The 20,961-nt window shown below is 70.8% G+C and carries 12 protein-coding genes; 5 read left to right on the forward strand and 7 right to left on the reverse strand.

Annotated elements, in window-relative coordinates:
* Positions 1-46 precede the first annotated feature (46 nt).
* Positions 47-1,720 carry a 2-isopropylmalate synthase gene (locus Ato02nite_RS07060; protein WP_246606217.1) on the forward strand — a complete coding sequence of 558 codons (1,674 nt, stop codon included), beginning with the start codon at positions 47-49 and terminating at the stop codon, positions 1,718-1,720.
* A gap of 107 nt (positions 1,721-1,827) precedes the next feature.
* On the opposite strand, the gene Ato02nite_RS07065 is transcribed toward Ato02nite_RS07060, so the two are convergent.
* Positions 1,828-2,349 carry a hypothetical protein gene (locus Ato02nite_RS07065; RefSeq protein ID WP_213005572.1) on the reverse strand — a complete coding sequence of 174 codons (522 nt, stop codon included), beginning with the start codon at positions 2,347-2,349 and terminating at the stop codon, positions 1,828-1,830.
* Positions 2,350-3,039: 690 nt separating this feature from the next.
* Between Ato02nite_RS07065 and Ato02nite_RS07070 the strand changes: the two genes are divergently transcribed.
* A complete protein-coding gene (locus Ato02nite_RS07070; protein ID WP_213005573.1) occupies positions 3,040-3,249 on the forward strand; it encodes a hypothetical protein in 210 nt (69 codons plus the stop codon).
* A 116-nt stretch (positions 3,250-3,365) separates the two neighbouring features.
* Here Ato02nite_RS07070 and Ato02nite_RS07075 read toward each other — a convergent pair whose 3' ends face one another.
* Both Ato02nite_RS07075 and deoC read right to left on the reverse strand, forming a co-directional pair.
* Positions 3,366-6,155 carry an FAD-binding and (Fe-S)-binding domain-containing protein gene (locus Ato02nite_RS07075; protein WP_213005574.1) on the reverse strand — a complete coding sequence of 930 codons (2,790 nt, stop codon included), beginning with the start codon at positions 6,153-6,155 and terminating at the stop codon, positions 3,366-3,368.
* Positions 6,156-6,189: 34 nt separating this feature from the next.
* On the reverse strand, positions 6,190-6,891 hold the full coding sequence (gene deoC / locus Ato02nite_RS07080; protein ID WP_213005575.1) for a deoxyribose-phosphate aldolase: 702 nt from the start codon (positions 6,889-6,891) through the stop codon (positions 6,190-6,192).
* 58 nt (positions 6,892-6,949) lie between these two features.
* Between deoC and Ato02nite_RS07085 the strand changes: the two genes are divergently transcribed.
* Positions 6,950-7,651, forward strand: coding sequence for a GntR family transcriptional regulator (locus Ato02nite_RS07085; protein ID WP_213005576.1), 702 nt, complete (start codon positions 6,950-6,952; stop codon positions 7,649-7,651).
* Between the two features lie 105 nt (positions 7,652-7,756).
* The gene (locus tag Ato02nite_RS07090; RefSeq protein ID WP_213005577.1) at positions 7,757-9,940 is read left to right on the forward strand and encodes a M4 family metallopeptidase; all 2,184 of its coding nucleotides are present in this window, start codon (positions 7,757-7,759) and stop codon (positions 9,938-9,940) included.
* Positions 9,941-10,798: 858 nt separating this feature from the next.
* Here the strand turns inward: Ato02nite_RS07090 and Ato02nite_RS07095 are convergent.
* Genes Ato02nite_RS07095 through Ato02nite_RS07110 form a run of 4 tightly spaced genes read right to left on the reverse strand, consistent with a single transcriptional unit; the run spans position 10,799 to position 15,236 of the window.
* Entirely contained in the window at positions 10,799-11,992 is a 1,194-nt protein-coding gene (locus Ato02nite_RS07095; protein WP_213005578.1) for an MFS transporter, read from the reverse strand.
* A gap of 45 nt (positions 11,993-12,037) precedes the next feature.
* Positions 12,038-13,939 (reverse strand): CotH kinase family protein, encoded by a 1,902-nt coding sequence (locus Ato02nite_RS07100; RefSeq protein ID WP_246606220.1) that lies wholly within the window; start codon positions 13,937-13,939, stop codon positions 12,038-12,040.
* Complete coding sequence (locus Ato02nite_RS07105) at positions 13,924-14,664, reverse strand: polyphosphate polymerase domain-containing protein (RefSeq protein ID WP_246606223.1); 741 nt, start codon at positions 14,662-14,664, stop codon at positions 13,924-13,926. Before Ato02nite_RS07105 ends, Ato02nite_RS07100 begins: the two co-directional genes overlap by 16 nt.
* On the reverse strand, positions 14,661-15,236 hold the full coding sequence (locus Ato02nite_RS07110) for a DUF4956 domain-containing protein (protein WP_213005579.1): 576 nt from the start codon (positions 15,234-15,236) through the stop codon (positions 14,661-14,663). Before Ato02nite_RS07110 ends, Ato02nite_RS07105 begins: the two co-directional genes overlap by 4 nt.
* Before the next feature lie 254 nt (positions 15,237-15,490).
* Here Ato02nite_RS07110 and Ato02nite_RS07115 point away from each other — a divergent pair, with 254 nt between their 5' ends.
* Entirely contained in the window at positions 15,491-20,935 is a 5,445-nt protein-coding gene (locus tag Ato02nite_RS07115) for an ATP-binding protein (RefSeq protein WP_213005580.1), read from the forward strand.
* Positions 20,936-20,961: the final 26 nt, after the last annotated feature.

Consider the following 20,961-nt stretch of genomic DNA (forward strand, 5'->3'; position numbering starts at 1 on the left):
TCATCCTAGCTTGTCTACTTGTCTGAGGTGTTGCTACGGTCGGGGCATGACGCCCGCCTGGAACCGGCAGCGGCCCTCCGCGATGCCGTCGCACAAATACCGCGATGTCTACTCCCGTGTCGCGGTCCCGCTCACCGAGCGGCAGTGGCCCACCCGCCGGCTCACCGCGGCACCGCTGTGGGTGCCGGTCGACCTGCGCGACGGCAACCAGGCCCTCGCCGAGCCGATGGACCCGGACCGCAAACGCCGCTTCTTCGAGCTCATGGTCACGATGGGCTACAAGGAGATCGAGGTCGGCTACCCGTCGGCGTCGCAGACCGACTACGACTTCGTGCGGCTGATCGCCGAGCAGGGCATCGCGCCGGACGACGTGACGATCGTCGTCTTCACCCCGGCCCGCCGCGAGCTCATCGAGCGCACCGTCGCCTCGATCCAGGGAATCCGCAACGACGTCGTCATCCACATGTACACGGCGACCGCCCCGGTCTGGCGCGGCGTGGTCCTCGGGCACGACCGGGAAACGCTGAAGGAGCTGATCCTCGACGGCGGCCGGGACATCCTGAAGCTCGCCGGGGACCTGTCGAACGTGCGGTTCCAGTTCTCGCCCGAGGTGTTCAACCTGACCGAGCCGGACTACGCGCTCGAGATCTGCGACGCGATGACCGAGCTGTGGGAGGCCTGCCCGCAACGGCCGGTCGTCCTCAACCTGCCCGCGACCGTCGAGATCGCCACCCCCAACGTGTACGCCGACCAGATCGAGTACATGCACCGGCACCTCGCACGCCGGGACAGCGTGATCCTCTCGGTGCACCCGCACAACGACCGCGGCACCGGCATCGCGTGCGCCGAGCTGGCGGTGCTGGCCGGCGCCGAGCGCGTCGAGGGCTGCATCTTCGGCAACGGCGAGCGCACCGGCAACGTCGACATCGCCACCCTCGCGCTGAACCTGCACGCCCAGGGCATCGATCCGATGATCGACTTCTCGGACATCGACCAGATCCGCCGCACCGTCGAGCACGCCACCCGCCTCGACATCCACCCCCGGCATCCGTACGCCGGCGACCTCGTGCACACCGCCTTCAGCGGCACCCACCAGGACGCGATCCGCAAGGGCTTCGCCGAGCACCGCACCCGCGCCTCTTCCGCGGACGCCGAGTGGCGGGTGCCGTACCTGCCGATCGACCCCGCCGACCTCGGCCGCAGCTACGACGCGGTGATCCGGGTCAACTCGCAGTCCGGCAAGGGCGGCATCGCCTACCTGCTGGAGACCGAGTTCGGCATCGAACTCCCCCGCCGCCTGCAGATCGACTTCGCCCGGCACGTGCAGCGGCACACCGACGCCTCGGGCGACGAGGTAACCGCACCCCAGCTGTGGAAACTCTTCGAGCAGGCCTACCTGAGGCCGGCCACGACGGTCACGCTGAGCGGTTACCAAACGTCAAACTCCCGGACCACCATCACCGTACGGGTGGACGGCACCGACCACACCAGCGTGCACGAGGGCGTCGGCCCGGTCGAGGCCCTGACCGGCGCGCTCGCGGCCCACGGCCACCCGGTCGACGTGGTGAGCCTGCACCAGACGAGCACCGGCACCGGCAACGACAGCGAGGCCCTGACGCTGCTGGAATACCGCACGAACGGAACCACCCGCTGGGCCGCCGGCCGAGACCGCTCGGTCCTGGCCGCAAGCCTGGCCGCGGTAATCCGCGCAGCGATCTGAAGCCCGGCCGACGAGTTCCGGGGCGGTCCGTCGACCGGCACGCGGCCTGGACGAAACCGCCGCGCCGGCGGCGACGACCCGCGACGGCCGACCGGGCACACCGCCGGTCAGGGTGACGCGTAAGCGGCGGCGACGTCCTCCGGCCGGTAGCCCAGGCGGAGTTTCTCGGCCATCTCGTCGCGGGTGCGCAGGGCCGCGCGCCAGCCGACCACCTCGGCCGTCACCTTCTGCGGGCCGGTCGCCTCCACGATCCAGGGGCGGCGGAACAGCACCCGGCCCACCACGCCGGCGATCACCAGCAGGACGACCACGATGATGTCGAGGACCAGGAGCAGCAGCGGCAGCAGCAGCCACCAGAAGAGGAAGCCGAAGACGATCAGCCCGATGATGATGGCGATGCCGACCACCAGGTCGTCGGCGAGATCGGACATGAACCCGCCCCCGCCGGAGTGATGCCCGCCGCTCGGCAGGTCGAGGCCCGGGTCCGGGAAGTCGCCGCCGCCGTCCCGGTCCTTGCGCTTGCGGCGCCAGCCACCGAAGCGGCGGGCGAGCGCGCGCCACCGCGGTTCCCAGACGACCCGGACCCGCCAGGCGACACCATCCGAGGCCTGCACAGTCACGGTACGCACAGCCACAGTCTAGAGATCTTTTCGGGTAGGGGTCTCGCCAATGTCCGCAAAGGACGAAACCCCGGCCTCAGCTGCGGTGCGCCTTCGGTCAAACCTTTTCCGTACGGGCCGGCTCAGTCCCGTGGCACACGGTCCCGGCAGGTGCACCTCACCCTCCGCGCGCCCGCTGCGGGCGGGCCCGACCCAAGCCCCCAACCCCAACCCCAACCCCAACCCGAACAGGCTCACCTTGTGGACTTGCCGTGCGGACAGAGCGGACAGATCGGCAAGTCCTCAAGATCCGCAATGGCGCCGGGCTGGGTGGGCACGCGAGTGGTTGTGTGGCTTCACCCCCCGCGCGTTTCCCGGCCAGATCTTGAAAGAGTGCAGCACTCAGCGGGGGTGCCAACTCGACAAGTTCGCGGCGCTTCGTCCGGTCGGTGCCGGATATAAACGCCATATCGGGGTGCCGAGGCCGGAAGGCGGGAGCATCGCCCGCAGCGCGGGAGTCTAGGCCCGCGATCTGGGATCCCCCTGGCGCCGGCCCCGGCCCGGGCGCCGGCGCCGGCGCCGCGACCTTCAGCCGAAAGCTCCCTGGAAATGTCGCGCCAGTTCGGTGGCGCCGGTGCGGCGGGTCACCGCACCGGTTGGTTGCCGTGCGTGTTTCTCCGGTTTGCACTAGAGCCGGCGATCCGGGGTAAGGATCTTGGGGTGGATGCGGAGAAGAGCCCGGCCGACAGCGGCGCCCAGCGTAAGACCGTCGACGTGCCGCCGGCGACGACCGAGCAGCCGTCGGGCCGGTTGCCGCGCGACGGTGCCGACCCGACGCTGACCGACGAGGAGCAGCGCGCCCGGATCGGCTCGGCCGGTGGCGGCTCCTACGGCCCGGGCGCGCCCGGTCACGATTCGTCGTCGGATTGACCCGCCGGGGGTGAGTGGCCGCCCGGCCGGATGGCCGGGACGGCCCGGTTTGCTACGGCCCGGCCGCCTCGGCGGGACGGGGTGGATTCGGCGGGGGCGGTGCCGCCCGTACCTTTCTAGGGCTTGGGTTTTTGGGCCTCGGCCAGCAGTTGCACCAGGTGGACGCCGGCCGTGTCGGCCAGGTCGGCGGCCTGGGTGCGGCAGGAGAAACCGTCGGCCAGCAGGATGTCGCCCGGTTCGGCCTGGTCCAGGGCGGGGAGCAGCTGCTGCTCGGCGACCTTGACCGACACCTCGTAGTGGCCCTGTTCGACGCCGAAGTTGCCGGCCAGGCCGCAGCAACCGCCCAGGCGTTTGACCGTGGCGCCGGCCGATTTCAGCAGCTTGGCGTCGGCCTCCCAGCCCATCACCGCGTGGTGGTGGCAGTGCGGCTGGGCGATCACCCGCACGCCTTCCAGGGACGGCGGCGCGTAGCCGGGGGTGCGGGCCAGCAGCTCGGCCACCGTGACGGTCGCGGCGCTCACCTTGTGGGCCTTCTCGTTGTCCAGCAACTCGTTGATGTCGCTGCGGAGGACGCCGGTGCAGGACGGCTCCAGTCCGACCACCGGCATGCCCCGGTCGACGGCGTCGGCGAGCTGGTCGGCCGTTTTGCCGAGGATGCGGCGGGCGGCGTCCAGCTGGCCGGTGGAGATCCAGGTGAGGCCGCAGCACGCCTCCTTCGTGGTGATCGACGGGGCGTAGCCGGCGGCGGTCAGCACCTCGACCGCGGCCTTGCCGACCTCGGGCGAGAAGTGATCGGTGAAGCTGTCGATGAACAGCAGGACCGGGGTGCCGGTCGTCGGTTTCTCCCGGGCGGCGAACCACTGCCGGAACGTCTGCGGGGCGAACGCGGGGATGGATCGGCGGGAGTCGACGCCGGCCAGGCGCAGGGCCAGGCCGCGGATGCCGGGCAGCGTCGTCATCCGGTTGGCCAGGCGGGGCATGCGGGCGGCCAGCCGGGACCAGCGGGGCAGCCAGCCCAGCGAATAGTGCGAGCGCGGGCGCAGGCGGCGCTGGTAGCTCTGGTGCAGGACCTCCGACTTGTAGGCGGCCATGTCGATGCCGGTCGGGCAGTCCGATGCGCAACCCTTGCAGGACAGACACAGGTCGAGCGCCTCGTGGACCGCGGGGCTGCGCCAGGAGGGGGCCAGGTCTCCATCGAGCATTTCCTGCAGCACTCGGGCGCGACCTCGGGTCGAGTCCTTCTCCTCGCGGGTCGCCAGGTAGGACGGGCACATCACGCCGCCGAGGACGGTGGTGTCGGCGCGGCATTTGCCGACGCCGGTGCAGCGGTGCACGGCCTGGTCGAAGTCGCCGTGATCTTGGTGGTAGGCCAGGGCGAGTTTCGTGCGGACCGGCCGGGCCTGCGCCACCCGGATGTTCGCGTCGACCGGATCGGGGTCGACGAGGTTGCCCGGGTTGAGCAGATTGTTCGGGTCGAAGATGTGCTTGATCTGGCCGAACAGGGTCATCGCGGCCGGCGAGTACATCCGGGCCAGCAGTTCGCTGCGGGCCCGGCCGTCGCCGTGCTCGCCGGAGAGCGAACCGCCGTAGCTGACCACCAGGTCGGCGGCGTCCTCCAGGAAGGCCCGGAACTTCGCCGGCCCGCCGGGCGAGGACAACGGAAAATCGAGGCGTACGTGGACACAGCCGTCGCCGAGATGCCCGTACGGCATGTTGCTGAGCCCGTGCTGATCGCAGAGTGCGTCGAAGTCCCGCAGGTAGGCGCCGATCTTCGCGGGCGGCACCGCCGAGTCCTCCCACCCGGCGTGCGCGGGCCGGCCGGAGGGCGCGCGACCGGCCAGGCCGGCGCCGTCCTCCCGGATGCGCCACAGCGGCGCGGCCGCCACCGGGTCCTCGACGACCAGCGAGTCGACCGCCTCGGCCGCCTTGACCAGTCCGGCCACCCGGTCGCGCACCTCGCCGAGGTCGTCGCCGGCGATCTCCACCATGAGCCAGGCCGAGCCGCCGGGCAGCGGCGGAACGGCACCGGGGCCGCGCCGGGAGCGCACCACGTCGCAGATGCGCGAGTCGATGCCCTCGCAGGCGGTCGGCCGGAACTCGAGGATCGCCGGGATGATGTCGCCGGCGGTGCCGAAGTCGGGGTAGCCGAGGACGACGAGCACCCGGTGCAGAGGGTCGGCGACCAGCTTGACGGTGGCTTCGGTGACCACCGCGAGGGTGCCTTCGCTGCCGACCAGGAACTCGGTGAGGTTGAAGCCGCGCTCGGGCAGCAGGTGCTCGACGGCGTAACCGGAGACCTGCCGGCCGAAGGTGCCGAACTCGGTGCGGGCCACGGCCAGGTTGGCCTCGATCAGCGTCTGCAACGCGGCCGGCTGGGGTGCGTCGTCGAACAGCGACCGGCCGTCGATCGTCAGCGCGCGCAGGGCGACCACGTTGTCCGAGGTGCGGCCGTAGCCGAGGGTGCGGGCTCCACAGGAGTTGTTGCCGATCATGCCGCCGATGGTGCAGCGGGTGTGCGTGGACGGGTCGGGGCCGAACCGCAGGCCGTGCGGTTTCGCGGCGGCCTGCAGCACCGACTGCACGGTGCCGGCCTGCACCGTGGCGGTGCGGGCGGCGGCGTCCACGTCGAGGATCCGGTTCAGGTGCCGGCTGAAGTCGAGAACCACGCCGGGGCCGATGGCGTTGCCCGCCACCGAGGTGCCGGCGCCCCGGGCGGTGATCGGAACGCCCAGGTCACGGCACACGTTCAGGACGGTGAGAACCTCGTCCTCGGCGCGTGGGCGGACCACCGCCTGCGGGACCACGCGGTAGAGAGAGGCGTCGGACGCGTACATCGCGCGGTTCGTCGCGTCATCGAACACTTCGGCTACCCCGGCCCGGCGTAGCCGATCTCCCACGTCACTCATGGGCCGGATTTTTCCAGGTAGCGGCCGGGGCCGACTAAGCGGCCTCCAGGTGGGCCAACTCGATCCGGGTCCGGCGGGCCAGATCCTCCAGGATCTCCTCGGTCGCCGACGAGCCGAACCGGGTGACGCCGACCGCCGCCATCGCCACCAGCTGGTCCAGCGAGCGCACCCCGCCGGACGCCTTGACCCGCACCTTGGCCGACACCGCCGACCGCATCAGGGCCAGGTCGTCGATGGTCGCGCCGGTCGGCGCGAAGCCGGTCGACGACTTCACGAACGCCGCGCCGGCCCGCTCGGCGGCCCAGCAGGCGGCGAGTTTCTGCTCGTTGGTGAGGTACGCGTTCTCCAGGATCACCTTGACCGGGGCGCCGGCCGCGGCGGCGATGACGGCGACGATCTCGCGCTCCACCGCGTCGATGTGCCCGGAGCGCAGCCACCCGACGTTGATCACCATGTCGATCTCGGTGGCACCCTGCGCGATGGCCAGCTCGGTCTCGGCCACCTTGATCACGGTGTGGGTGTCACCGTGCGGGAAGCCGACCACCGTGCCGACCTCGACACTGCTGTTGCGCAACAACTGCACCGCGAGCGACACGTCGCACGGCCGCACGCAGACCGCGGCCACCTCGTACTTCGCGGCGATCGCGCACCCGGCGCGGACATCCTCGGCCGTGAACTCCGGCCGGAGGATGGAGTGATCGATCATCTTCGCGATCTGCGCCACGGTGAAGTCCATGGAACCGCACGGTAGCTGTCTATACAGGCAACTGTCTAGACAGGTTAGGGTGTGATCCATGCCCGAGCCGCTCTACTTCCGCATCGAGCAGGCGCTGCGAGCCCGGATCGCCCGGTCCCGCCCGCACGACCCCCTGCCGTCCGAGCCCGAGCTGGCCCGCGAGCACGGCGTCAGCCGGATGACCGCCCGCGCCGCGGTCACCCAGCTCGTCAACGACGGCCTGGTCTACCGGGCGCCCGGCCGGGGCACGTTCGTGGCGGTGCCGACCGGCCCGCGCCGGGCCGACAACCTGGTCCGGCTCAGCGAGGAGATCCGCAAGCAGGGCCGCCGGCCGTCGTCGCGGGTGGTCCTCGCGCACCTGCGGCCGCCGACCAAACAGGAGGCGACCCGCCTGCGCCTGCGGCGCGGCGACGTGGTGGCCATCCACCGGGTGCGACTGGCCGATTCCGAGCCGATCGCGTACGAGCGTGCGCTGTACCCGGGAAGCCTGTCCGCCCTGCTCAAGGTGGATCTGGCCGGTTCCGTGCACGAGGCGCTGGCCGCGCTCGGCCGGGTGCCGACCAAGGGCACCGCAACCCTCACCGCGCAGCAGGCCACCGCCGAGGACGCCCGCGAGCTGCTGGTTCCGGAGGGCTCGGCGCTACTGGTCGAGCAGCGGCTGATCCTCGACGACCGGGACGCGCCGCTGGAGCTGAGCGAGTCCCGCTACCCCGGCGACCGCTACCGCCTGGACGTAGCGTTCGGCGTCGAGCCGCTCTGATCTCGCTCTGAGAATCTGTAAACAAGACTGTTACATCGACAACTGTCTCCACATAGAAGGATCTACATCAATTGATGTCACTTCCTTAATCGTGGGAGGAAGCTGTTGAGAAACACAATCGCGCTGGCCGCCACCATCGCGCTGGCTGCCGGAGGGGTGACGGCGACCGCTGACCGCGCGTCCGCCGCCCCGAAGCCGAGTCCGATCGCCGAGGCCGGTACCGCGGCCGTCAAGGGATCGGCCAAGGACAACTACCAGGTCTACAGCCGCAACGGTGAGGCAGTCCGCTACACCCGCACGTACGACGGGCTCCGCGTTTATGGCGGCGACCTGATCGTCCGCCTTCGCCATGGCCGCGTCACCGGAACCTCGGTCGGCCTCAAAGCGCCGCTGTCGCTGTCGACCGAACCGTCGGTGACCGCGGCACGCGCTGCCGCGTCGTCCACGGCCGCCTTCTCCGGCACTGTCACCAGCACCGGCAAGCCGGAACTGTTCGTCGACGCGAGCACCGGCACCGGCAGACTGGCCTGGGAGACGGTGGTGAACGGCTGGCTCCCGGACGGACAGACCCCGTCCCGCCTGCACGTCATCACCGACGCCCGGACCGGCTCCTTCGTGGGCAAGTTCGACGAGATCGAAAGCGTGACCGGCACCGGCAACAGCCTCTACTCCGGACCGGTCGCGGTCGACACGACGGCCGGCGAGAGCAACTTCAGCCTCACCGACCCGGTGCGCGGCGGCGGCTACACCTGCGACATGGGCAACCGCACCAGCGGAACCTGCGCGGTACTCACCGACGACGACAACACCTGGGGTACGGGCACCAACGCCGACCGTGCCTCCGCCGCCATCGACGCCCACTTCGGCGCGGCCACCACGTTCGACTACTTCACGAACGTGCACGGCCGCAACGGCATCTTCGGCAACGGCACCGGCGTACCGTCGCGGGTCCACTACGGCAGCGCCTACGTCAACGCGTTCTGGGACGGCGCGCAGATGACCTACGGCGACGGCACCGGCAACGCGAAGCCCCTGGTCGCGCTGGACGTGGCCGGCCACGAGATGTCGCACGGCGTCACCGAGAACGTGGTGCCGGGCGGCCTGACCTACTCCGGTGAGTCCGGCGGCCTGAACGAGGCCACCAGCGACATCTTCGGCAGCATGGTCGAGTTCTACGCGAACAGCACCGCCGACGCGGGCGACTACGACATCGGCGAGAAGATCGACATTCGGGGTACGGGCGCCCCGCTGCGCTACATGTACAACCCGACACTCGACGGCTCCTCGCACGGTTGCTGGTCCACCACCACGAAGAACGTCGACGTGCACTACTCGTCCGGCGTGGCCAACCACTTCTTCTTCGACCTGGCCGAGGGTTCCGGCGTCACCGCCTACGGCACCTCGCCGCTGTGCGGCTCGGCCGCCCCGGTCACCGGGATCGGCCGCGACAAGGCCGCGGCGATCTGGTTCCGGGCCCTGGACAACTACTTCATCTCCAGTACGACGTACGCCCAGGCCCGCGCCTACACCCTGTCGGCGGCCACCGACCTGTACGGCTTCTGCGGCACCGAGTACAAGGCGGTGCAGGCGTCGTGGACCGCGGTGAACGTGGCCGGCGACGACTTCTGCTCGACCGGCAACGACTTCGCCCTCACCCTGGACGCGTCGTCGGTCGCCCTGGACCCCGGCACGTCCAGCACGGTCACCCTGTCCACCACGGCGGTCAACGGCGACCCCGAGCAAATCACCTTCTCAGCCGGCGTCACACCCGCCGGCGTCACCGTCACCTTCGACCCGGAGACGGTCACCGCGGGCGAACCCACCACGGTCACGGTGACCGCGGCCGAGGGAACGTCCCGCTCCAGCGCACCGGTCACGATCACCGCGACCGCGGAGTCGATCACCCGAACGGCGGCCCTGACGGTCAGCGTGAACAGCGCGGCCGCCTGCACCGGCACCAACGGCACCGACGTGGCGATCCCCGACAACACCACGGTGACCAGCACCCTGACGATCGCCGACTGCACCGCCGCGGCCCCGTCGACGACCAGCTCGGTAGAGGTGCACATCGTGCACACCTACATCGGCGACCTGGTGGTCACCCTGATCGCCGAGGACGGCACGTCCTACGTCCTGCACAACCGGGCCGGCGGCAGCACCGACAACATCAACCAGACCTACACGGTCAACCTGTCCGCCGAGCCCCCGAACGGCACCTGGACCCTGAGCGTCCGAGACGCGGCAAGCGCCGACACCGGCAAAATCGACAGCTGGACCCTTTCCCTCTAGCAACCGCACGCTGTGGCCGCCCCTCCACCCAGGGGCGGCCACAGCCCACACCCCCGCCGCCGTCCCACACCCAGCCCACGCTCAGCCAAGCCCGGCCCCGCGCTCAGCCCACACCCGGCCGGCGCGCGGCCCTCACGGTCGGCCCCGCGCTCACGCCCGGCCCAAGGATGCGCAGGCCGGTGCGGGTTCGCTCGCGCTCAACCCACGCGCGACCAGTCCAGCCAGCCCTACGCTCACGCCCAGCCCTGCACTCAGCCCACGCCCGGCCCGCCCTGCGCTCACGCCCGACCCAAAGCCCGGTTCCGCACCGAGTCCATCCGACCTCTGCGGCCCGCACTCAGCGCACGGCCCGGCCACCGAATCGGACTCACCGTAAGCTCACAGCTCCCCACGCCCGGCCATCGGCCCGCGCCCATTCCGCCCCGCCCGCAGCATGGGCGCACTCGCCGCTGACCGACTTATCCGAGATGTCACCCGGTCCGGCAGCCTCGAGACGGCGACATGGCCAGATCTTGTGGGATTTGCGCTCGGAGCGAGCGCTAACTCGACACTCTTGCGAAGATCCGAGCCAATCGCGGGCGATATATTCGGCATGCCGGATCCCGAAGCGGCCGCGGACCACATGGCGGGAAGCGCTGCCCAATAGGTGGAAGGCGAACTCGCCGGCCGGGACTCCAGCGCGGCATGTGAGAGTCCGCCCCACTATGTAGGGCGTCGCGAGCGACCCACCCTGCCAGCGGGCGAGGCAGATGCAGCTGCGCGAAGCGCCTGCGGGTGGCGGCAGCGCAGCGCGAAGCGGTTGCGGGCGGCGGCCAGTGCAGCTCAGCGGGCGATGATCACGGGTGGCGGCAGCGCCGCTCAGCGCGGGGCGGTTGCCGGCGGCGACATGGTTGCCGGGGTGGTGGTGAGGCGGCGCAGGGAGCGCACTACCGGGATGGTGGCCAGCAGGCCCAGCACCGGGATCAGGAAGGCTATGCGCAGGCCGATCGGCTCGGACAGTGCGCCCAGCAGGACCGCGCCGACCAGGGCGCCGCCGTAGTTGAAGAGGTTCACCCGGGCGATCACCTCGTCGCTGTGGCCGGGGGCCGCCTCGCCGGCCGCGCTGAACGCCAGTGGGACCAGGACGCCGACGCCGATGCCGGTCAGGGCGAAACCGGCGATGGCCACCGGGATCGACGGCACGGCCACCACCGCGGCACAGCCGGCCGCGCAGATCAGCAGGCAGGCGGCGGCGGAGGGGATGCGGCCGATGCGGGGTACGACGTGGTCGCCGGCCAGCCGGGACAGCAGCACCGCGGCCTGGTAGGCGGCGTAGCCGAGGGGGACCACCGCGGCCGATGCCGACAGGGAGTCGTCCAGGTAGACCGAGCTCCACGTGCTGACCGCGGAGTCGGCAAGGAACGCGGTGAAGATGAACGCGCCGCACACCCACACCACGTGCCGGGTGCCGTCGTGCCGTTTGTCGCCGGCCAGGTCCGGCATCGCCGTACGCCCGGGTTCGAAGGAATTGAAGCCGCCGGCCACGACCAGCGCGGCGATCAGTGCGGCGGCACCGACCGCGAGGGCGGCGCCGCCGCCGGAGGCCGCGAAGCCGGACATCAGCAGGGCCGCGAGAATCGCGGCCGCCGTGTAGGCGGCGAACAGCCGGCTCATCACGCTGCGGCCGATCCGGGCCTGCACCAGAACACCCTGCATGCTCAGGCTGGCGTCGACGGCGCCGAGACCGACGCCGTACGCGATGAGGATCGCGGTGAACAGGGCGGTCGGCGTGTGGAAGGTGGTCAGGCCTAGCCCCAGGGCGACCGCGAGGAGGCCGCCGCCGAGCGCGAAGCGACTCCCCCACCGGGCCGCCACCTTGTCGGCGATGACCGAGCCGCCGGCCGCCGCCACGCACACCAGCAGCAGGATGATCGAGACGAAACCGTCGTCGATGCCCTGCCGGTCCTTGAAGGCCGGCAGGGCCGTGACGACCGCCGCGTAACCGAAGCCTTGCGCGGCGTAACCGGCGCCGATCCACGTGGCGCGCCGTGCGGCTGATTTTTCGTGCGGCATCAGCGAATCATGTCGGGGCGGCCCGTTCTTGAAAAGACCTCACGTTCAAGTTGCCGTGCAGGACAGGGTCGGCGCGGCGTTCGTGCCGGCCCAGGTGCCGATGAAACCGAACGTGGTGCTGGCCGACGCGGCCAACGCTCCGTTGTAGGTCTCGTTACGGGCGGTCACCACAGTACCGCTGGTGGACAGGACCGCGTTCCACCCTTGGCTGATCTTCTGGCCGTTGGCGAAGGTCAAGGTGACGGCCCAGGTCCGGGTGGCGGTCGAGCCGGCGGTCACCCGTACATCTGCTTGGAAGCCGCCGGCCCACTCGCTCACCTTGGAGTAGGTCGCCGAGCAGCCGGCGGAAGCCGGCGGCGGGGAGGTCGGCGGCGCGGAGGTGGGCGGCGTAGAGGTCGGCGGGGAGGACGAGGCCCACTGGGTGTCCAGCCAGGCCGCGCGCTGGGTCATCCAGTTGCGCATGACCTGCACCTGCCCGGCCCAGGTGGGCGACGTGTCGGTGATGAACGGGCCGATCATCCGGGTCGGCAGGTTGGGCCAGCGCTGGAAATTGCGGGCGGCCGCGGCGGTCAGCGGCGCGGTGAGCGTGTCGACCCGGGAGTTGAGCGCGGCGGGAGCCAGCACGCCCTGGCGCAGCTCGGTCCAGCGGGCCTTGAGGTCGCGCTGGAAGGCCGGATCGGTGAGCAGGATCTGGAACCAGTCGTTGGCCTGCGGGCTGCGGGTCTGCTGGTACTGCCAGCCGCTGGTCTGCTCGTTGCCGAAGTAGCCACCGGTGCCGAAGGTGAGGTCGTAGTCCCAGAGCGGGCCGGCGGTGATCAGCCCGTCGCGATCCTTGTAGAAGTACGTGCTGCGGAGATATGAATCCATCTCCCGGCTGAGCTCGTTCAGGATGATCAGGTCGATCCACGAGCGGGTGTCGATCCAGTTCCGATAGTTGGCGCCGAAGTCCGGTCTGTGCAACATGTCGTGGAACTGCTGCAGATAGGAAGTCAGCCAGGCCTTCTGCTCGGCATTCAGCGGCGACGGGTCCTTGACCTCCAGGTAGTTGAAACAGCTGGAGCCGGTGCAGGGGATGATCGGCTCCTCGGCGGCCAGCCACTCGAAGGCGAAGATGTACCCGCCGGTGATCTTCGGCAGCGTCGTGTCGGTCTCCTTGAGCTGCTTGAGGTCGAGCCGGTCCTTGCTGTTCTTGATGGTCTCCTCGAGCATGTAGACGCCCTGGTAGTCGGCGGACGCCACCGGCCCGGAGTCGGTGTTGAGGTAGAGCTCGACGAACCGGTGACGCGGCACCGACGAACCCATCTCGCGACCCAGATCAAAGACCAGAGCTTCGCGTACGAGGGACTTGTCGCTGAACGGCCCGCGCAGCACCCAGTCCGAGTCGGCCGGCATGCCGAGCAGTTCGACGTCGGTGTCGTCGTCGGTGCTGTCCCGCAGTTCGAGCCGGTAGGGCGCCTTGTCGAAGGTGGCCGAGGACTGCCCGCGCAGGTGGATCCCGGCCCGGGTGGCGACGGCGGGCGTGCTGGACAGCCGGCCGTTGAGGACCATCGCGGCGGCGTCGACGTAGTCCCGGCCGGGCTTGCCCTTGCCGTAGTCGTCGATCAGCACCATCGGCAGGTCGTGCTGGGCGTCGAAGTTGCGGGCCACGTAGAGGCCGGTCGCGCCGGTGCCGGTGGCGGCTCCGTTCACGTACGCCTGGACCCGCAACTGGGTGGTGCCGGTGAGGGTGAGCGGCGCGGTGTATCGGGCGGACGTCGCGGCCGGCGCCTTGCCGTCGGTGGTGTAGCGGATCTCGGCGCCGCTGATCGCGGTGGCCAGGCCGACGCTCACCGAGCCCTGGAAGGTGCCGCTCGGGGTGGAGAAGGTGATGTCGTCGGCCGCCATCGCGGCCGTCGGTACCGAGATCAAACCCACGATCAACAGGAGTACGGCTAGGAACTTACGCATGACACGCTCCCGGAGAAGTGCCGGCGCAGCACCCGTCGCCAGGGCGCGGCCGGCAGGTCGGTACGCAGGGCGGCCAACCCGGTGGCGTACTTGGAGATGGCGATCGGGCGGTGGCCGCGCTGCCACAGCCCGCGGTCGGCCGCGCAGGCCGCCGAGCCGGTCTTGGTCTCGACGATGGCCATGCCGGGCAGCCGCAGCTCCCGGTCACCGGCGGTCCAGTGCAGATCGGTGTCGACGGTGACCCGGCTGTCGTCCGGGAGCACCAGCGTGAACCGCAGATACGCGGTCCGCAGTGTGGGAGTGAGATCGTCCCGGACGCCGAGGCCGTGCCGGGCGAACACCTCGTCGATGAACGCCCGGCCGTCGTCGGGACTGCCGTGCGGCTCCCGGTACTTGACCGTGCTGCCCCGCGGGCCGGGCACCTTGACCTCCAGCCAGATCGCGCCGGAATCGACGTACGTCCGCGTCCTGATCTTGAATCTGCGCCGGTGCCGATAGGCGGTGCGCAGATAGCTGGCCAGCTCGGGGGTGTCGAAGTAGAGCGATTCGTAGGTGAAGTGCCGAACCCCGTCGATCTCCAGCGCGCGAGCCTCGGGCAGATCGAGCATCCGATCGGCCGAGGCCTCGGTCATCAGGTATTTACGGTCGATCCGGGTGCGGAGGGCGGCGCGTTCCTCCAGCTCGGCGAGGCCGATCGCGGGGAGCCGCCACAGCGCCGGGTTCACCGGAGCACCCCGGCCAGAACCCGGCCCTCGGTGTAGCGCACGTCCACCACGGTCGAGTCGTTGATCAGGTCGACGCGTTGCAGCCGGGCCGAGTGCACGGTGCCGCCGAGCAGGTCCTCCAGCCGCCGGACCAGCTCGCGCCGGTCGGTGAGGGCGGTGTCGAGCACCACGATCTGGTGCTCGAAGCGGCGCAGCAGCCGCGGATGGTCGACCACCGCCATGACGACGAGGATCAGGGCCATCAGCCCCACGTTGCGCCAGACCGAGGACGTCTCCAGGGCGCCGAGCAAACCCAGGGCCAGGGCCGAGAAGAAGTACGCGACCTCGTGCTGATCCAACTCGGTGGAGCGCAGCCGGATGATCGACAGCACTCCGAACAGGGCCAGGCCCACGCCCAGCCCGGCGGCCCCGGCCTTGCTGGACTGCAGCGCGTCGGCGACGGCGAGCACCCCGATGTTGACGCCGAAGTACGCGACGACCAGGTCGCGGCGGCGGTGCCGGGGCAGGTAGAGCCCGGCGACCAGGATCGTGACGGCCACCACCTCGACGCCGAGGAGGGCGATTTCGGGCATGCGGCACCTCGCAACTTACGGAAGGAGTCCGAAACTTGAATCGCAGGTTAAGAGCAGGTTTCGATAGATGTCAATGTCTGCGATTGCGGATGGCGCATCCCACCACGAAAGCGTCCTCGAACTGCCAGCTCGTAGGGCATCGAAACTTTCGGAACTAGGTGGAAGTTACCGACACGTATCTGCCGGGACTTAAGCCTCGGGGAGGACGCCAGTAGGCTCCTGGCAAAGATTCTTGCGAGGCAGGGGCTCGACCGGTGTTCAGACGTATCGCCATCGTCAATCGTGGTGAGGCCGCCATGCGGCTCATCCACGCCGTCCGTGAGCTGGCCGCGGAGACCGGCACACCGATCGAGACCGTCGCCTTCTTCACCGATGTCGACCGCACCGCCACGTTCGTGCGCGAGGCCGACATCACCTACGACCTGGGTCCGGCCGCGGCCCGGCCCTACCTCGACCTCAAGACGCTGGAACGCGCCCTGATCGACTCCGGGGCCGACGCGGCCTGGGTCGGCTGGGGCTTCGTCGCCGAGGACCCGGCCTTCGCCGAGCTGTGCGAGCGCACCGGCGTCACGTTCATCGGCCCCAGCCCGGAGGCCATGCGCAAGCTCGGCGACAAGATCGGCTCGAAGCTGATCGCCGAGGAGGTCGGCGTGCCGATCGCGCCGTGGAGCCGCGGCCCGGTCGAGACCCTCGAGGCCGCCCTGTCGGCCGCCGCGAACATCGGGTACCCGCTGATGCTGAAGGCCACCGCCGGCGGCGGCGGGCGCGGCATCCGGGTGGTCCGCGACCCGGCGGCCCTGGAGGACGCCTACGAGCGCACCAGCCAGGAAGCGGCCCGCGCGTTCGGCAGTGGCATCGTGTTCCTGGAGCGCCTGGTCACCGGCGCCCGGCACGTCGAGGTGCAGGTCATCGCGGACGGGCAGGGCACCGCGTGGGCGCTCGGCGTGCGCGACTGCTCGGTGCAGCGGCGCAACCAGAAGGTCATCGAGGAGTCGGCCTCGCCGGTCCTGCCGCCGGCCCGGGTCACCGAGCTCAAGGAGTCGGCCGAGCGGCTCGCCGTCGCGGTCGGCTACCGCGGCGCGGCCACCGTCGAGTTCCTCTACCACCCCGGTGACGACCTGCTGGCCTTCCTCGAGGTCAACACCCGGCTGCAGGTCGAGCACCCGATCACCGAGTCGACCACCGGCTTCGACCTGGTCAAGGCCCAGCTGCACGTCGCATCGGGCGGCCGGTTGGAGGGCACCCCGCCGGTCGAGCGCGGCCACGCCATCGAGGCCCGGCTCAACGCGGAAGACCCGGACCGCGACTTCGCACCCTCCCCCGGCCGCATCGCCTACCTCGACCTGCCGGCCGGCCCCGGCATCCGGGTCGACACCGGCGTCAGCGAGGGCGACTCGATCCCCGGCGACTTCGACTCGATGATCGCCAAGATCATCGCGTACGGGAAGGACCGTGACGAGGCGCTGGGCCGGCTCCGCCGGGCCATGGCCGACACCATCGTGATCATCGAGGGTGGCGCCACCAACAAGAGCTTCGTTCTCGACCTGCTCGACCAGCCCGAGGTGATCGACGGCAGCGCCGACACCGGCTGGATCGACCGGGTCCGCGAGCAGGGCCGCCTGGTCTCGCACCGGCACAGCGCGGTCGCGCTGGCCGCCGCGGCCATCGAGGCGTACGAGGAGGAGGAGATCGCCGAACGTCAGCGGCTGCTCTCCACCGCGTTCGGCGGCCGCCCCCAGGTGCAGCACCGCAGCGGCACCCCGCTCGACCTGAAGCTGCGCGGCGCCACCTACAAGGTGCGGGTCGCCCGGGTCGGCGCCCACCGGTTCCGGGTCGGCGTCGAGGCCGGCGACGACGTCCGCACCGCCGACGTCGAGCTGGAACGCTACGACAAGTACTCCGGCCGGATCACCGTCAACGGCGAGCGGCACCGCCTGCTCATCGGCAGCCACGGCGTGATCCACCTGGTCGAGGTGGACGGCGTCACCCACCGGATCAGCCGGGACGAGGGCGGCGTGCTGCGCTCCCCGATGCCCGCGCTGGTGGTCGCCACCCCGCTGCAGGCCGGTGCCGAGGTCGAGGCGGGCGCGCCGGTGCTGGTGCTGGAAGCCATGAAGATGGAGGCCGTGCTCCGGGCGCCGTTCCGGGCCCGCGTCAAGGAGGTGCTGGTCACCGTCGGCAGCAAGGTGGAGTCCGGGGCGGCGTTGCTGCGCTTGGAGCCCATCGGCGACGGCTCCGAGGCGGCCACGGCGCAGGTCGCGGCGGTCGAGATCGACCTGCCCGTCGAACGCACCGAGGTGTCCGCCCGGGAACGGCAGGAGGACCTGCGTAGCCTGCTGCTCGGCTTCGACGCCGACCCGCACGACAATCGCCGGGTCCTGGCCGACTACCTGACCGCCCGCCGCGCCGCCGCCGAGGCGGGTCACCGGCCGCTGGCCGGCGAGGTCGAGCTGATCGAGGTCTTCGCCGACCTGGCCGAGCTGAGCCGCAACCGGCCGGCCGGCGAGGAGGGCGGCAAGGACACCCACGTGCACAGCGCGCGGGAGTACTTCCACACCTACCTGCAGAGCCTCGACGTCGAGCGGGCCGGGCTGCCCGAGTCGTTCCAGGCCAAGCTGAAGAAGTCCCTCGGCCACTACGGCGTCACCGGCGTGGAACGAACGCCCGCGCTCGAGGCCGCCGTCTTCCGCATCTTCCTGGCCCAGCAGCGGGCCGCCGCCGACGCCACCCTGATCGCCACGCTGCTGCGCTCCTGGCTGGCCGAGCCGCCGCCGGACGAGACGCTGCGCGAGCCGACCGGCCTCGCCCTCGAACGCCTGGTCGCGGCCACCCAGGTGCGCTTCCCGGCGGTCGCCGACCTGGCCCGCGGCGTGGTGTTCGCCTGGTTCGGCCAGCCGCTGCTGCGCCGCAACCGGGCGCTCGTCTACGCCGGCGTCCGCCAGCACCTGCGCTACCTGGACACCAACCCGTCCGCGCCGGACCGCGGCGAGCGCATCGCCGAGATGGTGCGCAGCACCGAGCCGCTGATGCGCCTCCTCGGGCAGCGCCTCGTCCGGGACAACCTGGACAACTCGGTGATGCTGGAGGTGCTGACCCGCCGCTACTACGGCAACAAGGGCCTCACCGGGGTACGCACCGTGGACGCCGACGGCTGCTCCTTCCTGGTCGCCGAGAAGGCCGGGGCGCGGCTGGTTTCGGCCGCCGAGAAGTTCGACAAGCTCGGCAGCGTGCTCGACGGTCTGGCCACGCTGGCCACCGGCGACATGTCGATCGACGCCGACATCTACCTGTCCTGGGAGGGCCAGCCGGCATCGCCCGACGCGATGGCCGCCGAGCTGCACGAGATCATCTGCCGGCACCCGCTGCCCGACCGGATCCGCCGGGTCACCGTCGCGGTCGCCGGCCGGGGCGGTGCCGTCGTGCACAACCACTTCACCTTCCGCCCGGCCACCACCGGGATGATGGAGGAACGGCTGATCCGCGGCCTGCACCCGTACATCGCGCAGCGCATGCAGATGGAACGCCTGCGCAAGTTCGACCTCACCCGGGTGCCCTCCTCGGACGAGGAGATCTACCTGTTCCGCGCGGTGGCCCGGGAAAACCCGGCCGACGACCGCCTGGTGGCGTTCGCCCAGGTGCGCGACCTCACCGAGCTGCGGGAGCACGACGGCCGGTTGGTCGCCCTGCCCACCGCCGAGGACACCATCGCCACCTGCCTCGACTCGCTGCGCCGGGCCCAGCAGCAGCGGCCCAGCGACAAGCGGTTCAACACCAACCGGATCGTCGTCTACGTGTGGCCGGCGTTCGCGGTCACCCGCGACGAGATCGAGACGATCGCCCGCCGGGTCACGCCGACCGCGGTCGGGGCCGGCCTCGAGGAGATCCTGTTCATCGCCCGGCAGAACCGGGACGGCCGGCTGCAGAAGGTCGCGGTGCGGATCGCGCTGGACGCCACCGGCGAGACCGCGCTGACCATCGGCGAGCCGTCCACCGACCCGGTCGAGCCGCTCGACGGCTACCGGCAGAAGGTGCTCCGGGCCGCGACCCGCAACACCGTCTATCCGTACGAGTTGACGGGTCTGCTGGGAAGTTTTGTCGAGTACGACCTGGTCGACACGGCCCTGGTGCCCGTCGACCGGCCCAAGGGCAAGAACACCGCGGCGCTGGTCGCCGGCGTGGTCACCACGGCCACCCCGCTCTATCCGGAGGGCGTCACCCGGGTGGTCCTGCTCGGCGACCCGACCAAGTCGCTGGGCGCGCTGTCCGAGCCCGAATGCCGCCGGGTCATCGCCGCCCTCGACCTGGCCACCGAGCTGCGGGTGCCGCTGGAGTGGTACGCACTGTCCTCCGGCGCCCGGATCTCGATGGAGTCCGGCACCGAGAACATGGACTGGGTCGCCGAGGCGCTCAAGCGGATCGTCGAGTTCACCCAGGCCGGCGGCGAGATCAACATCGTCGTCGCGGGCATCAACGTCGGCGCCCAGCCGTACTGGAACGCCGAAGCCACCATGCTCATGCACACCAAGGGCATCCTGGTCATGACGCCCGACTCGGCCATGGTGCTGACCGGCAAGCAGGCCCTGGACTTCTCCGGCGGCGTGTCGGCCGAGGACAACTTCGGCATCGGCGGCTACGACCGGGTGATGGGCCCCAACGGCCAGGCGCAATATTGGGCGCCGAACCTGACCGCGGCCCGCGACGTGCTCATGTCGCACTACGACCACACGTACATCGCCCCCGGCGAGAACGCCCCCCGCCGCGCGGCCACCACCGACCCGGTCGACCGCGACGTCTCCAGCTTCCCGCACCAGATCGAGGGCAGCGACTTCACCACGGTCGGCGAGATCTTCTCGTCCACCGCCAACCCGGACCGCAAGAAGCCGTTCGACATCCGCACGGTGATGCGCGCGCTGTCCGACCAGGATCACCCGGTCCTGGAGCGCTGGGCCGGCATGGCCGACGCCGAGACCGCGGTGGTCCAGGACGTCCACCTCGGCGGCGTGCCCGTGTGTCTGCTCGGCATCGAGTCCCGCTCGGTGCCGAGGCGCGGTTTCCCGCCCACCGACGGCCCCGACACCTACACGGCCGGGACGCTGTTCCCCCGCTCGTCGAAGAAGGCGGCCCGCGCGATCAACGCGGCCAGCGACAACCGCCCCCTGGTCGTCCTGGCCAACCTGTCCGGTTTCGACGGCTCCCCCGAGTCGATGCGAAAGATCCAGCTCGAGTACGGCGCCGAGATCGGCCGGGCCATCGTCAACTTCAACGGCCCGATCGTCTTCTGCGTGATCTCCCGCTACCACGGCGGCGCGTTCGTGGTCTTCTCCAAGCGCCTCAACCCGAACATGACGGTCCTGGCCATCGAGGGCTCGTTCGCGTCGGTGCTGGGCGGCGCCCCCGCCGCGGCCGCCGTCTTCGCCGGCGACGTCAACGCCCGCACGGCGGCCGACCCGCGGGTCCGCGCGGCCGAGGCCCGGGTGGGCGCGGCGTCCGGCCGGGAGAAGGGCGCGCTGGCCGCGGAGCTGGACGAGCTGCGAGCTTCAGTACGCGCGGAAAAGCTGAACGAGGTGGCCGCGGAGTTCGACCGCATCCACTCGATCCAGCGAGCCGTGGAGGTCGGCTCGGTCGACGCCGTCATCAAGGCGTCCGAGCTGCGCCCCCGCATCATCGAGGCGATCGACACCCACCTGCGCAAGCGCTGAGCGCGCCGGCTCGGATCATCCCGCCA

The sequence above is a fragment of the Paractinoplanes toevensis genome, assembly GCF_018332695.1.
GTDB lineage: Bacteria > Actinomycetota > Actinomycetes > Mycobacteriales > Micromonosporaceae > Actinoplanes > Actinoplanes toevensis.